The 14520-nt window shown below is 38.0% G+C and carries 19 protein-coding genes; 16 read left to right on the top strand and 3 right to left on the bottom strand.

Features of this window, described 5'->3' with window-relative positions; genetic code table 11:
• The first annotated feature begins 78 nt into the window (after positions 1-78).
• The 8 genes from spoIIAA (at position 79) to lysA (ending at position 6356) form a co-directional block, all read left to right on the top strand.
• Positions 79-429, top strand: coding sequence for an anti-sigma F factor antagonist (spoIIAA, locus tag J7E81_RS14685; RefSeq protein WP_098533076.1), 351 nt, complete (start codon positions 79-81; stop codon positions 427-429).
• Complete coding sequence (gene spoIIAB, locus J7E81_RS14680; protein WP_215043275.1) at positions 430-870, top strand: anti-sigma F factor; 441 nt, start codon at positions 430-432, stop codon at positions 868-870.
• 12 nt (positions 871-882) lie between these two features.
• Positions 883-1641: an RNA polymerase sporulation sigma factor SigF gene (gene sigF / locus J7E81_RS14675; RefSeq protein WP_215043272.1), complete on the top strand. Its 759-nt coding sequence runs from the start codon at positions 883-885 to the stop codon at positions 1639-1641.
• Between the two features lie 88 nt (positions 1642-1729).
• Positions 1730-2350, top strand: a complete 621-nt coding sequence (locus tag J7E81_RS14670) for a stage V sporulation protein AA (protein ID WP_215043270.1) — start codon at positions 1730-1732, stop codon at positions 2348-2350.
• Positions 2340-2762, top strand: coding sequence for a stage V sporulation protein AB (locus J7E81_RS14665; protein WP_215043268.1), 423 nt, complete (start codon positions 2340-2342; stop codon positions 2760-2762). The genes J7E81_RS14670 and J7E81_RS14665 overlap by 11 nt, the downstream gene beginning before the upstream one ends.
• 69 nt (positions 2763-2831) lie before the next feature.
• A complete protein-coding gene (gene spoVAEA / locus J7E81_RS14660; RefSeq protein WP_215043266.1) occupies positions 2832-3410 on the top strand; it encodes a stage V sporulation protein SpoVABEA in 579 nt (192 codons plus the stop codon).
• Positions 3394-4884, top strand: a complete 1491-nt coding sequence (locus J7E81_RS14655) for a spore germination protein (protein WP_215043264.1) — start codon at positions 3394-3396, stop codon at positions 4882-4884. The genes spoVAEA and J7E81_RS14655 overlap by 17 nt, the downstream gene beginning before the upstream one ends.
• Positions 4885-5051: 167 nt before the next feature.
• Positions 5052-6356: a diaminopimelate decarboxylase gene (gene lysA / locus J7E81_RS14650; RefSeq protein ID WP_215043262.1), complete on the top strand. Its 1305-nt coding sequence runs from the start codon at positions 5052-5054 to the stop codon at positions 6354-6356.
• A 182-nt stretch (positions 6357-6538) separates the two neighbouring features.
• On the opposite strand, the gene J7E81_RS14645 is transcribed toward lysA, so the two are convergent.
• Positions 6539-7402, bottom strand: coding sequence for a DUF1002 domain-containing protein (locus tag J7E81_RS14645; protein WP_215043260.1), 864 nt, complete (start codon positions 7400-7402; stop codon positions 6539-6541).
• Positions 7403-7890: 488 nt separating this feature from the next.
• Here J7E81_RS14645 and J7E81_RS14640 point away from each other — a divergent pair, with 488 nt between their 5' ends.
• Positions 7891-8241 carry a GNAT family N-acetyltransferase gene (locus J7E81_RS14640; protein ID WP_215043258.1) on the top strand — a complete coding sequence of 117 codons (351 nt, stop codon included), beginning with the start codon at positions 7891-7893 and terminating at the stop codon, positions 8239-8241.
• Positions 8242-8262: 21 nt separating this feature from the next.
• On the opposite strand, the gene J7E81_RS14635 is transcribed toward J7E81_RS14640, so the two are convergent.
• Together J7E81_RS14635 and J7E81_RS14630 are read right to left on the bottom strand one after the other, a co-directional pair.
• Positions 8263-8784: a DUF309 domain-containing protein gene (locus J7E81_RS14635; protein ID WP_215043256.1), complete on the bottom strand. Its 522-nt coding sequence runs from the start codon at positions 8782-8784 to the stop codon at positions 8263-8265.
• Positions 8785-8936: 152 nt separating this feature from the next.
• Entirely contained in the window at positions 8937-9023 is an 87-nt protein-coding gene (locus J7E81_RS14630; protein ID WP_160722190.1) for a YjcZ family sporulation protein, read from the bottom strand.
• Between the two features lie 211 nt (positions 9024-9234).
• Here J7E81_RS14630 and J7E81_RS14625 point away from each other — a divergent pair, with 211 nt between their 5' ends.
• The 7 genes from J7E81_RS14625 (at position 9235) to J7E81_RS14595 (ending at position 14516) form a co-directional block, all read left to right on the top strand.
• The gene (locus J7E81_RS14625) at positions 9235-9990 is read left to right on the top strand and encodes a segregation/condensation protein A (RefSeq protein ID WP_215043254.1); all 756 of its coding nucleotides are present in this window, start codon (positions 9235-9237) and stop codon (positions 9988-9990) included.
• Positions 9991-10578 (top strand): SMC-Scp complex subunit ScpB, encoded by a 588-nt coding sequence (scpB, locus tag J7E81_RS14620; protein WP_215043245.1) that lies wholly within the window; start codon positions 9991-9993, stop codon positions 10576-10578.
• Positions 10579-10677: 99 nt separating this feature from the next.
• The gene (locus J7E81_RS14615) at positions 10678-11097 is read left to right on the top strand and encodes a hypothetical protein (protein WP_215043243.1); all 420 of its coding nucleotides are present in this window, start codon (positions 10678-10680) and stop codon (positions 11095-11097) included.
• Between the two features lie 28 nt (positions 11098-11125).
• Positions 11126-11614, top strand: coding sequence for a YpuI family protein (locus J7E81_RS14610; RefSeq protein WP_215043241.1), 489 nt, complete (start codon positions 11126-11128; stop codon positions 11612-11614).
• Between the two features lie 121 nt (positions 11615-11735).
• Positions 11736-12626, top strand: a complete 891-nt coding sequence (locus J7E81_RS14605; protein WP_215043239.1) for a superoxide dismutase — start codon at positions 11736-11738, stop codon at positions 12624-12626.
• A gap of 164 nt (positions 12627-12790) precedes the next feature.
• Positions 12791-13936 carry a D-alanyl-D-alanine carboxypeptidase family protein gene (locus J7E81_RS14600; protein WP_215043232.1) on the top strand — a complete coding sequence of 382 codons (1146 nt, stop codon included), beginning with the start codon at positions 12791-12793 and terminating at the stop codon, positions 13934-13936.
• The gene (locus J7E81_RS14595; RefSeq protein WP_215043230.1) at positions 13929-14516 is read left to right on the top strand and encodes a nucleoside recognition domain-containing protein; all 588 of its coding nucleotides are present in this window, start codon (positions 13929-13931) and stop codon (positions 14514-14516) included. The genes J7E81_RS14600 and J7E81_RS14595 overlap by 8 nt, the downstream gene beginning before the upstream one ends.
• The last annotated feature ends 4 nt before the right edge of the window (positions 14517-14520 follow it).

The raw sequence follows: 14520 nt of genomic DNA, 5'->3' as shown, positions 1-14520 counted from the left end.
AGTTTTGTATGTATAGAAGGATATTTTCGATAAAAAAGCGAATTGACTCACTATACCAGATTAAGGAGGACGGATATAGTGAGTCTTAACATTGAGATGGAAACCAAACACGATGTTTTATGCATTCGCTTAAGTGGGGAGTTAGATCATCACACAGCGGATGACCTTCGTGAACAAGCCACAGCTGTTATTGAAAAAAATAATATTCGCCATATTGTTTTAAATTTAGAACAACTCTCTTTTATGGATAGTTCAGGTTTAGGAGTTATTCTAGGGAGATATAAACAAATAAAGCAAGTGCACGGTGAAATGGTGGTATGTGCGATTTCCCCTGCAATACAAAGATTATTCGATATGTCTGGTTTATTTAAAATCATCAAAATGGAACCGACTGAGGAATTTGCATTGCAAAGATTGGGGGTGGCCTGAATGAAAAATGAAATGAATCTTCAATTCAGTGCTTTAAGTCAAAATGAGTCGTTTGCCCGTGTAACCGTTGCCGCTTTTATTGCCCAGCTTGATCCAACAATGGATGAGTTAACGGAGATTAAGACGGTCGTATCAGAGGCTGTAACAAATGCGATTATTCATGGCTATGAAAATGATCCAAGCGGGATCGTTTATATCCAGGTGACGATTGAGGACAGTCTAATTGATATGACAATTAAAGATGTTGGTTTAGGTATAGCAGATGTGGAGGAAGCTCGTCAGCCATTATTTACAACAAAGCCGGATTTGGAACGTTCCGGTATGGGATTCACTATCATGGAAAATTTCATGGATGAGGTAGAGATTCATTCGCAGCCAGGCAGCGGAACCGAGGTTAGATTAAGGAAGCATTTAAAACTTAACAAAATGCTTTGCAATTAAGGAGACTTGCCGATGGATGTGGAGGTCAAGAACGATAAAAGTCAACCATACTTAAAGGATCATGAAGTAAAAGAGCTCATTAAAAGGAGCCAAGCTGGAGATCAAGAATCTAGAGATTTAATTGTTGAAAAAAATATGAGGCTTGTTTGGTCTGTTGTCCAGCGCTTTCTAAACAGGGGGTATGACCCGGATGACTTATTCCAAATTGGTTGTATTGGATTATTAAAATCTGTTGATAAATTTGACCTTTCCTATGATGTCAAATTTTCCACCTATGCAGTCCCAATGATTATTGGTGAAATCCAACGGTTTATCCGTGATGACGGGACAGTAAAGGTGAGCCGCTCATTGAAAGAAATGGGGAATAGAATTCGAAAAGCGAAAGATGACCTATCAAAAACGCTTGGAAGAATTCCGACCGTAAACGAGATTTCAGCTCATCTGGAACTATCACCCGAGGATGTAATCCTTGCCCAAGAAGCCAGCAGGACACCATCTTCTATTCATGAGACAGTATATGAAAATGACGGGGATCCAATCACCTTACTAGACCAAATTGATGACGGTAATGAAGGAAAATGGTTTGATAAAATAGCATTAAAAGAGGCAATTCGTGAACTTGATGAACGAGAAAGACTGATTGTTTATTTGCGATACTATAAAGATCAAACCCAATCTGAAGTGGCCGTTAGGCTGGGAATTTCCCAGGTACAGGTTTCTAGACTTGAAAAAAAGATATTACAGCAAATGAAGGACCGCATGGATCTCTGATCCATGCGGTTTTTCATTTACTTACATGAAAGCAATGAATATTATCCATACTATTGATGAGGAAATTAATGTGTGGGAAGTGAATGTTTTGGAAAAAACAATCTACATCCGCATGCGGCATCGTGTCCATGTCCGGCCAGAAGAAAAGATTTATTTAAAGGATGTTGCCCAGATCATTGCCCCAGAAGTGATTTTAATGAAATTACAATCAATGATGATTTATCAAGTAACAGAGATGGATCGAAATATCATCGTCATAGATGTGATGGAGGTTATCAAGAAAATAACTTCTGCAATTGAGGAAGCCGAAGTTCAATCCATCGGTCCGGCTCAAACCATCGTTGAAGTGGTTTTTAAGAAAAAAGAGGTTTCTTTACCTATTTTTCTCCTCATTTGGTTTTTATTATTTTTTGGTTCTGCGATGACCATTATGAATTTCCATGATGATGTAAGTATGCAAAGCGTTCAGGAAAAGATATATACCATCATTACGGAAAAAAAGGCAGTAAAACCATTGCTCTTCCAAATCCCCTATTCGATTGGTCTTGGACTTGGAATGATTCTTTTTTTTAATCATGTGTTTAAACACCGTTTAAATGAAGAACCTAGTCCACTTGAAGTAGAAATTTTTAATTATCAGCTTGATTTAGATAATTATGTGGTTATCCATGAAAATAAGGAAAGTATGAAGCAAATTAATGACGATTAAAATCCTGTCTGTAATCTTCATAGGACTTGCAAGTGGATTAATGGTAGGCGCTGGTTTTGTTGCATTTTTAACTGTACTGGGGATTATCCCAAGATTGACACAGCTTTCAAAATCAATGAAAATGATTCATTTATACGAATGGGCAGTTGTGTTAGGAGTCCTAGCTGGAGTGTTCGCAAGCTTAAGAGACCCGGCGTTACATATCTCTGTCTATTTTTTAATCCCCTTAGGACTTACTGGGGGGGTGTTTGTAGGAATGCTGGCTGCAGGGTTAACAGAGGTAGTAAATGTGTTTCCCATTCTCACTAAAAGAATCCGGCTAGATGGACAAATTATCATTCTGATCATGGCGATTGTGCTGGGTAAAATTTTTGGGTCGATTTTTCAGTGGCTATATTTTATAAAAAAATAAAAAAACGGCCTTGAACAACCCAAATATATAAGACAACATTACTCTTTAATTAGGAAGGGACATCAAAGTATGAGTATTCGGAGGCACGTCATTTTAATTACTGACGGTGATGAATATGCAAAAAGGGCTGTTGAACATGTAGCCCAAGAGATTGGTGGGCGTTGTATTACCAGTTCCTATGGAAATCCTTCCAAATTATCAGGACCAGAAATCGTGAAGTTAATAAAAAAAACACCGCATGACCCAGTATTAGTGATGTTTGATGATAGCGGTATCGTGGGGGAAGGTGCGGGCGAATCGGCTCTGAAATATGTTGCCACACATGAGGATATCGAAGTTTTAGGAGCCATAGCTGTTGCGGCAAGATCAAGGCATGAGGAATGGACAAGGGTAGATGTTAGTATCGATCGTGATGGAATCTTAACACCCTATGGTGTCGACAAATATGGAATACAAGAGCTTGAACTAGGGAGGATTAACGGAGATACAGTATATTGTCTTGATGAATTAGATATCCCTATTATTGTTGGAGTTGGTGATATTGGAAAAATGGCCCGGCATGATTCATATAAATTGGGTGCTCCCATCACCAAAAAGGCAGTAGAACTTATACTTGAAAGGAGTGGCTTTCATGTCAAGGAGCAATGAGCAAAAATGGCCAATCCCTGAATCCGTAAATGAGATTGAAAACTATATGAAACAAAGAGTAGGGCTTGGCATCAGCTTTGACTTAGGGGTTAGAAAGCTGAACATCCTCAAGAAAGATGTACAAATATACTATTGTAATGGTCTTTGTGATACCCGTTATATCATTGAATTAATAGAAGAATTAGTGCAGCTAAACGACCATGAAAAACAATCGGCCGATATTTATAAACTCATATATAATCGCCTTCTCAATCAATCCGTGCAGCCGATTCATAAATTAGATGAACTCGTGGATTTAGTCCTTTCCGGTCAGATTGTCGTCGTTATTGAAGGTGAAAATACCGCATTAGCCGTTGATGTCCGAAGTTATCCAGGGCGGACTCCTCAAGAACCGGATACGGAGAAGGTTGTTAGGGGTTCACGTGATGGATTTGTTGAAAATATCATCTTAAATACAGCTCTAACTAGACGAAGAATTCGGGATGAACGCCTGCGTTTTGAAATGATTAAAGTAGGCGAGAGGTCAAAAACGGATGTGGCACTTGGCTATTTAGAGGATGTCGCAGATGCTGATTTATTAAATATTTTAAGAAAAGAAATAAAAGCGATTCAAGTAGACGGGATTCCAATGGGAGATAAAACGATTGAGGAATTCATAGTAAAACAAGGATGGAATCCTTTTCCAATGGTTAGATATACTGAAAGAGCAGATGTTGCTGCAGCCCATATATTAGAGGGTCATGTCATTATTTACTGTGATACATCACCTAGTGTCATTATTACACCGGCAACCTATTTTCATCATGTTCAACATGCTGAAGAATTTCGTGAATCCCCGGCAATGGGAACCTTTGTTAGATGGACAAGATTTTTAGGCATTTTAGCTTCCATCATATTACTGCCACTTTGGTTACTATTTGTGTTGGAGCCGTCACTATTACCTGAAAATATAGCTTTTATTGGACCGAATAAACAAACCAATATTCCGGTGGTTGTTCAATTACTATTAGCTGATTTTGGGATTGAATTTTTAAGAATGGCCGCTATACATACTCCAACCCCGTTATCAACAGCAATGGGTTTAATTGCCGCTGTTTTGATTGGTCAGATTGCGATTGATGTAGGACTATTTGTCCCGGAAGTCATCCTTTATGTTGCGGTAGCCGGAATTGGTACTTTTACAACCCCAAGTTATGAATTAGGTGTAGCAAATAAGATTGCCAGAATGATACTTATGATTTTGGTAGCAATGTTCCATACACCAGGATTGGTGATTGGAAGTACTGTTATGTTTTTATTTGCTGTCAATATGCGTGCGTTTAACACACCATACTTTTGGCCTTTTCTTCCTTTTGAGCCAAAAGGATTTATACAAATTCTCGTTCGTCGTGCCATTCCAGGCTCGATGCTAAGACCAAGTATTGTTCGGCCGCGAAATCGTTATAGGCAGCCGCCAGGTGCAAATAAGAAATAATCGTTTTTTTTGTAATTGCAGTTTTTGTTAAGTTGTGCTAAAGTTATTTTATTTAACTAAAGGGTTAAAATAGTCAAAAAATAGGCAGTATCTTTTGCAGATTCTGTCTATTTATTTGAAGGTTGTCTCATAGAATATAGTAGCGCAGGCGGAGAGAGGGAGAGGGAATGTATTTTTACGGATCAACAGGTGTAAATAAGAACGGAAATCTAGAAATAGGCGGAGTTGATGCCGTTGAGTTAGCACGGCAATATGGGACTCCTCTGTATGTATATGATGTAGCCTTAATGAGAGAAAGAGCACGTGGGTTTAAGCAAACATTTGATGAGTTAAATGTTGTTGCCCAGGTAGCGTATGCTAGTAAAGCATTTTCAACCGTTGCCATGATTCAGTTGGCCGATGAAGAGGGATTATCTCTGGATGTAGTATCTGGAGGGGAGTTATATACCGCTATCATTGCTGGTTTTCCTGTGGAAAGAATTCATTTTCACGGAAATAATAAAAGCAGAGAAGAGTTGGAAATGGCATTAGACCACAAAATTGGCTGTATTGTCGTAGATAACTTTTTTGAACTCAACCTATTAAAAGAACTGTGCCGGGAAAAGAATGCAACAGTGAATATTCTCTTAAGGGTTACACCTGGTATAGAAGCACATACTCATGATTATATCTTAACCGGACAAGAGGATTCAAAATTTGGCTTTGACCTTCAAAACGGACAGGCAGAAGATGCATTAAAAATGGCAATAGAAAATAACTTCTTTCATGTTCTTGGTCTGCATTGCCATATTGGCTCGCAGATATTTGAAACTACCGGTTTCTTATTGGCAGCCAAAAAAATAGTTGAAAAGCTAGAACAGTGGAAAAATGAACATGCATTTGAAGCTAAAGTGCTAAACTTAGGCGGCGGTTTCGGAATTCGTTATACAAAGGAAGATGAACCGATTCCTCCCTCACAGTATGTTCGTGAAATCATTACCGAAGTAAAACATTTGACGGAGCAGCATTCCCTAAGAATGCCAGAAATATGGATTGAACCAGGGCGCTCACTTGTTGGTGATGCTGGTATTACCTTATATCAGGTTGGTTCATCAAAGGATGTTCCAGGTGTCAGAAAATATTTGGCTGTTGATGGGGGGATGAGTGATAACATCCGCCCGGCCCTTTATCAAGCAAAGTATGAAGCTGTGCTTGCTAATAAACCATTAGCTAAGGCTAATCAAACCGTTTCAATTGCCGGAAAATGCTGTGAATCAGGCGACATGTTAATATGGGATCTACCGCTGCCTGAAGCTGGGGAAGAAGATCTACTCGCAGTATTTTGTACTGGGGCATATGGCTATTCAATGGCTAACAACTATAACCGGATTCCTCGCCCGGCGGTGGTGTTCGCGGAAAACGGAAGGGCCACACTTGTTGTGAAAAGAGAAACTTATGAGGACTTAGTCCGATTGGATTTACCATTAAAATAAGCACGTGGTTTCTGCTGTTAATACTAGAGCATTAGAAAAGCTGCCGCAATTCATTTTTTGCGGCAGCTTTTTATGACTAAATTTTTGGCTGTGTTAAAGGTAATCGTTGAGTTTTAACATGTTGATTGGAGCGAAGCCGCCTGGAGCGGAAATCAACATCCAAGATTAACACAGCCAAATTTTTATGAAAAAAGTGATTTTATTGCATCAATCAACCAGATGAAAAAATGTTTAAGCTTCTCCAAAAAACCTTGTCCCTCATCTGATTGCAGAAATTTAGAAATTTGATCTTTAGCTTTATTAAGCTGATCGCTTACTTGGTTCCAGTTAATATTTAAATCAATCAGCTTGTTAAAAAAGTCCATTAACCTGTTCATTTCAGCTTCTGATAAAGCGACATTTAAATCTTTAGCCGCTTGTTCAATCATGCTTTTTAATTCTGCATCATTTTTCGGCTTATTCTTGGCAATTTCCTCTTTTACCTTTGCAATTAGTGCAGCGGCATTCTTATCTCCAATAGAGTCGCCTAGTTTTGCTGTTTCCACCATTTCTTCATTCGCAGCCTGTTTTACTTCTTCTGGGATTGTTTTATCCGCAGAAATTTCATAGGCCTTAATAATTCCTGTTAAAGCAGCTGTTCCCGATACAGAAATAGGGGCAGTGATATAGATGTTGGCATCTTTAACCCCAGCTGTAATCAGGGCATTGACATACATCTCATCCGTAACCCAGTTGATATTCTTTGTTTTAACCTTAATCCCCGCGCCCTTAGAGGAAATGGTTATAGCAGATGAGGAAATGGCCTTGGTGCCAATAAGAGATTTCGCAATGTATTTTCCTAAATATTGATGTTCTTCTTGATTGGTAACAGTAACAATTTGTACATCTGCAGGTGCGCCCATCTCTTCTAATAAATTACTTTTTTGCTCTTCTGTTAAATTTTCTCCTAGAGTAACAATCATATCCCCTTCAGCCATATCAGCCAAACTATGGGTAGGATAAAGGCTAATAAGTGATACGAGTAGAAGAATGAGAAATCTTTTCATTTTATGCCTCCTTGAAATTTTAAGCAGATCTTAAAATAAATATAAAATCTCTTTTACTAATATAACTGAAAGCTCAAATATAAACGAATTTTTTATCTGGGAGTTTCATAGTTTGAAACTTTCGTGTACATTCTAGAACAGTTAAAAGAGAGAATAGATTATTTTTGTTAGATAGTGTAGAATGATGGCAGGATAGAATGCTTTTGGAGGAACTTTCTATTATGAAAAGTAACTGGTTGTTATTTGGTATCCTTATTGGTCTCTCTGTAATCTGGGGATTGATTTACTGGATTTTTATTGTTCCTAGTAAATAATGGATGCTTTTATTTGGAGAATGCCCATTATTTAGGTATGATGTTGTTTAGTGAAACACTATAAATTCAAATTACATATAATGAATAAAGGTTTATAATTTAATGATTGGGAAAAAATATACTATTGTTAAACCAGACAGAATAGCGGTTTATTTAATATAATGAGGGATCAAAATGTTAATTCGATACAAGAAGACTTTTGAAAAGATTGCAATGGGTTTATTGTCCTTTATGCCAGATGAAAAGGACTTAAAGAAGCTCCAGCTAACCATGAAGGAATATGAAACAGAAGAGAATTGGCAGCTTTTTCTTTGGAAGGAAGAAGATATAATCGGGCTCCTTGGCGTCCTCTTTGATCATCCTGGCAATCAGATTATCATTCAGCATATTTCAGTTAACCCGTCACATCGTTTTCAAGGGATAGGAAAAAAAATGGTGAGAGCGTTAAAAGAGATGTATGCAGATAAAGTAATTATTTCGAATGAGAACACGGCTCCATTTATAGAAAAATGTGATGTTTGCTAAGATACCTAAAGAGGCAACGAATTAGTCGTTGCCTTTTCTTAATTTTAGAGCTTGATTTCTTTCTTCTATAACACTAGTTCGATCCCGTAAGACGTGTCGATGAACTAAATGATCATCGGTGACGTCACTGTTCATTCCCCAAACAACCCCATTCTGCTCACAATACCTCTTGCAAAGTTCCAATAGAGCTAGATCCTCTATTGGCAGGATAAAACTACTATATCTTTGTTGATTGGTGATGATGGAAAGGCGCTCTTTTAATAAATCTTGAAGCAATGGGCAGTTAAATCCAAGCTTTATTACAAATTCGGGCTGTGTCTTAAAAATTTTTATTGCTTTTTCTAATGTTCTCTTGGCACCATTAAAGTTATTTCTCCGGTGATGATAGGTCGACACGGCTAATAAAATAAGGCCGACCCAGATGGAGTTTTTATTTCTGCCATCGTTTTTTTTCCAATACTCTTCAAGTATCTCATGGCACTCAAAATAATCTCTGTCACCATGGAAATGGGCTAAAAATTGAATATACTCATTTGGGTACAAAAAATCACCCCTTTATAATTGTAGTGTATGTATAGTTTACCATATAGGGCTTAGCCATTTAACCGGTAAAAAAAGATCCGCCAAATTGACGGATCCTTTCCTTCTAATTTCTTATTGACTAACTAAAACGTCTTGCCAGAGCTCTCGACTTCTTAGTAAACCCAGGAAGCACCAACAATAATTAACAAGATAAATAAAACAACGATTAAAGCAAAACCGGATCCAAATCCGCCATCCATATGAAAGACCTCCTTGAAAATTTTGTTCTTTACCTTGTCATCATATGTAGAATATTTGTCCATTGTTATGGGCAAACACCCCAACTTTGTGTTTAACCATCTAAAGGGTGAATTTTCTATTGGATAACAAACTTGAATCCTCTATACTAATAATAGTCAATGAGACTAATGAACAAAGAACATTTTATATTTAGAATTTTGGTGAATGAAAATGCCTTATCAGGTAAAAATTGATGCATTTGAAGGGCCGTTAGATTTACTTCTTCATCTGATTAACCGGCTCGAAATTGATATATATGACATTCCGGTAGCTGAAATTACGGAGCAATACTTACTATACATTCAAACAATGAATGAATTGCAGCTTGATGTTGCCAGTGAATTCTTGGTTATGGCTGCTACATTGCTGGCTATTAAGAGCAAAATGCTCTTACCGAAGCATGAAGAGATTTTAGATGAAGTCGACCCGGAAATCGCTTATGAGGACGATCCTCGGGATGAGCTGGTGGAGCGCTTAATTGAATATCGAAAATATAAAGAAGCGGCCCATGACTTGAAAGCTTTGGAGGAGGAACGCGGGCTTATGTATACCAAACCCCCAAGTGATCTTTCTGATTTTACAAAAGAGATCAAGCCTGACCGGACAGAATTAAATGTATCTTTGTATGATATGCTTGCTGCCTTTCAGAAACTTTTGCGCAGAAAAAAATTGCAGCGGCCGCTGGCGACAAAGATTGCTCGTCAAGAGATTTCGATTGAAAAAAGAATGACTGAAATTATGGATGAATTACATCAATTGCAGGGAAGGAAAAATTTCAATGACTTGTTTCCTTACCCGGGAAAAGAGCATATTGTGGTTACTTTTTTAGCCGTATTGGAATTAATCAAGAGAAATGTCATAGATGTAGACCAGAAAGAAAATTTTGGGGATATATTTGTGGAAGCTGTAAAGGAAGGGGCAAATTAGGTGGAAATTATTAATTGGAACAGCATATTAGAGAGTCTCCTATTTGCCGCCGGGGATGAGGGTTTATCCCTAAAGCAGCTCGCTGAGGTATTAGAAGTAAATGAGCTGCATGCTAGTGAAATGATTGAGGACTTGCGTCAAGAGTATGACCGAGATGAAAAACGGGGCATTATGATTGTTCAAATGGCTGGCACCTTTCAACTTGCCACTAAAAAAGAAAATGCAGCTTATTTAAAGAAATTAGTAGATTCTCCGCATACTTCTGCCTTATCACAAGCTGCTCTAGAAACATTGGCAATCATAGCTTATAAACAACCAATTACCCGTGCCGAAATTGAGGATATCCGTGGAGTGAAAACAGAGCGGCCACTTCATACCCTAATCGCTAAGGTGTTAATAAAAGAGGTTGGAAGAGCAGAAGGAACAGGACGTGCCATTTTGTATGGAACAACAAAAGAATTTCTAGACTACTTCGGATTAAAGAACTTAAAAGAACTGCCCCAATTACCAGAAAAAGTGGAAGAAGAATATATCCAGGAGGAAGCAGACCTGTTTTTTGAGAAATTTCAGGAAACAATTAACTCTTAACTCAATCTTCTGATGGAATTTATGCTAAAATAAATATAAATTTAAAAGATGTTTCTTTTTTATTTATTGTGCAGCCAGTTGATAAGGAGAGGGAGTACATTGCTAATCAAAGAGTGTAAAGGGTATGAATTGGAGAAAGAAAAATCAAATACTTCAGAGGATTTTTTTAACAGAAGTGAAGTTACGTTTTTCGAAGATGGACAGGAAAAAACACTTCATGTTTTATACGTAAGGTATTTTGATGAGCTCTTTCAAGAGTTTACTCCGTACAAGCAAGACCCTATTATAAATCAAGGAAGTAATGAAGTTTATTTTAAGGATATTGTTGCACTTGTTTGTCTCTTGAAAAATCCAGGACTTCGCAGTCGAAAAAGATTATATATTAATTCTAAGCACGAATTTGCTTCCTATTTTCAAGATATAAATTTTGATAAATTACCTGAAGTATTTCTTGGTATTCAGCAAAACAAAGAGTTTGATCTCAGTTCTCCACTTGAGTTCATTTTGCAATCACATTAATAAGCACAGCTAATTTAGGAGGGTAACTATGGGAAATACCTTGGTAAAAACACAACTGAATGATGTAAAGGAATTCTTAACAAAATCAATCTCCACACTTGAAGAGTTTTTAAATGAAACCACCATTTCGCAATTAAATGTGGAAAACGAAGAAGACCGAGTTTACGTTAAATTGATCTTGGCAAACATGCGGAAGTTGGTTGTTTATAGTGAAGAGGGCTTAGAGGCGTGCTCTGTTCTCTTACAAAGCGAGCCTTTTCAAAAAGCTGCGGCTGAGAAAACGCTATATAAGATTTATCATCAATGTATTGAAGAATTTTTCTCACCTAAAAATGATGCATGGTATGAAAATAGCCGCTCCGCTTATACAGGCAGGAACTCGATTAAATTTTATCGCAATGTATCTGAAAAAATATCAGCGCTTATCAAGAGTTTAGAAAGTGATTTCCAAAGAATAAGGGAAGAACTTGAATATTATGAAACAGATTATCGAACAAAAATGATTCAATCAAAATAAAAAAATGAAACAATACCCACTAAAGACTGTTCCCCTGTGAACAGTCTTTTTTCGTTCTTATTGAGTTCGGCTCCTCATACCATTTAGAAATATTACTTATAAGCTGAAATGAGGGAATTTGATGGGACGTTTTAGCCAATATATTAACGATTTATTTGTTTGGAATGAGCAAATGAAACAATACCTTCAATCTGAGCAGGTCCGTCAAGACGTGGAATTATGGGATAAATTAGATGAATTTACGGAATTAATTGAAAGTACGAATCGAGAGCTATCCAACGAGGAGCTAATCAGTCTTCAAGCAAAGGCAGAAAACATCCATCAGCAAATGGAATATTACTTTAGGAATAAACAAGAAGTCGGGAAGATTTGGGTGGTGGAAAAAGCACTCCCGCCTGGTGGACATTCATTGCCGGACCTACCGTACGACTATAACGCCTTAGAACCGTATATTAATGGGGAAATCATGAAGCTGCATCATGACAAGCATCACCGTTCCTATGTAGAAGGATTAAACCGAGCGGAAGTTAATTTGAAGAAAGCTAGGGAATCGAATGACTTTTCGTTGGTTAAGCATTGGTCAAGAGAGCTTTCGTTTCACGGTTCAGGTCATTATTTGCATACCATTTTTTGGAATAACATGAGTCCAAATGGCGGCGGCAATCCACAGGGCTTACTAAAAGGAGAAATCGAGAATTATTTCGGAAGTTTTAATGCCTTCAAGCGTCAATTTTCGGAGGCTGCAAAGCAAGTAGAGGGTGTTGGCTGGGCATTACTGGTTTGGAGTTCGAGAGCAAGGCATTTGGAGGTACTTCAATCTGAACGTCATAATCTCCTAACACAATGGGATACAATTCCCTTACTTGTTTTGGATGTTTGGGAGCATGCCTATTATCTACAATATCAAAACAATCGAAGTGAATACGTTGACAAGTGGTGGAATCTAGTAAATTGGCATGATGTTGAAATGAGATTTGAAAAAGCAGCCGACATAAAATGGCCGGCATTTTAATGGGAGACTCGCTCATCGGCGAGTTTTCCTTATTTATTGTCATAACAAAACTCGTCCCGCATAAACTTGTATAAAAGCGAATGGGAGCTTGAACATGACCTGTTCAAGCAGCTGCAATAGACAAGCTTCTAATAGACAGATATAAAGGAGACGAGGTTAATCTGATGAGACTGATTTCAAAGCTAGTTATTATAACCCTCATGATCTCACTCTTGATCGTAAACATTCCTCAAAAGGTTGGTGCTTCCACTGGTGTAAGTGCTGCGAGTGCCGTATTGATTGAACAAAAATCTGGCCGGGTCTTGTTTGAAAAGGATGCACATACAAAGCGAAGAATTGCAAGTATAACAAAAATCATGACGGCTATCCTTGCGATTGAATCGGGGAAAATGAACCAGTATGTTAAGGTGAGTGAACAGGCAACAAGAGCGGAAGGGTCTTCGGTTTATTTAAAACCCGGAGAAAAGATTAAACTTAATGACCTTGTCTACGGCTTAATGCTGAGGTCTGGAAACGATACGGCCGTGGCTATTGCAGAATATGTTGGAGGAAGTGTGGACGGATTTGCCTATTTAATGAACCAGAAGGCAAGGGAAATAGGCATGTATGATACCCATTTTGCAAATCCACATGGACTGGATGATCATGAAAATCATTATTCAACAGCCTATGATATGGCAATCTTAATGCGTTATGCCATGCAAAATAAAACATTTCAAAAGATATCTGGTACAAAGGTCTATCGTGCTCCTAACCCCACGGAGGATTGGGATCGCGTATGGAAGAACAAAAATCGCCTCCTAACCAAATATAAATTTGCTACTGGTGGAAAAACAGGATACACAAAACGTGCAAAGCGAACATTGGTGACAACCGCAACGAAAGGAGATATGAACCTCATTGCTGTAACCCTAAACGATCCGGACGATTGGAATGACCATATTTCTATGTACGAAAACGGATTTAAAGGTTTTGATATGGCGGAAGTGTTAACAAAGGGAAGGGTGGATATTTCCAAGAATAAACTTTATAAAGGCCATTTATTCCTCAAAAAGTCGATTGTGTACCCGGTAACGAGTAAGGAGATGGACCAATTCTCCATTAAATATAAAATGAAGAAACCCCGCAAAAACCTGATTACCTCCCACAATGAGGCCATCGTGGGGAAGGCTGAAGTTTATTTGAATGGCCGAGTGGTGGAAGAAGCTCCGATCTACTTCGAAAAAATACAAAAAAAAGAGGAGAAGGGGTTACTTAACTCTATAAAAGAAATGTTTTTATCAGTGATTGGTGTGAACGTCAATGGTTAACTATATATGGGTTGCTATGACTATTATTGGTATTGTCTTTGCACTTATAAACGGTACTATGGAGGCAGTCAATAAAGCTGTTTTTGATGGAGCTAAAGAAGCTGTTACTTTATGTATCGGGTTAATCAGCGTACTTGTTTTTTGGCTCGGTATGATGCGTATCGCTGAAGAGTCAGGACTACTTCAGAAACTCACGAAACTTTTCAGACCGATAGTAAAAAGAATATTCCCTGAAGTGCCTGCCAATCACCCTGCAATGGGCTATATCCTATCTAATATGATTTCTAACATGTTTGGTTTAGGAAATGCGGCAACACCTCTTGGAATAAAGGCAATGGAAGAGCTGAAAAGATTAAATGGAGGGAAACCTGAAGCCTCTAGAAGTATGGTGACCTTTTTGGCTCTTAATACCGCTAGTATTACCATTATCCCGACAACAGTAATTGCGATAAGAATAAACTATCATTCCGGGTCTCCAACAGAAATTGTGGTTCCAACCATTATCGCTACCATACTCTCAGCAATAGGTGCAATATTGATTGACCGCTATTTTTATTATCGTCGAAGTCGAAAAGGATGATGAA

This window comes from Bacillus sp. ISL-18, assembly GCF_018613415.1.
Taxonomy (GTDB): Bacteria; Bacillota; Bacilli; order Bacillales; family Cytobacillaceae; genus Neobacillus.
Note: the sequence above shows the minus strand (reverse complement) of the source record. Positions and strands in the feature narration are given on the sequence as shown.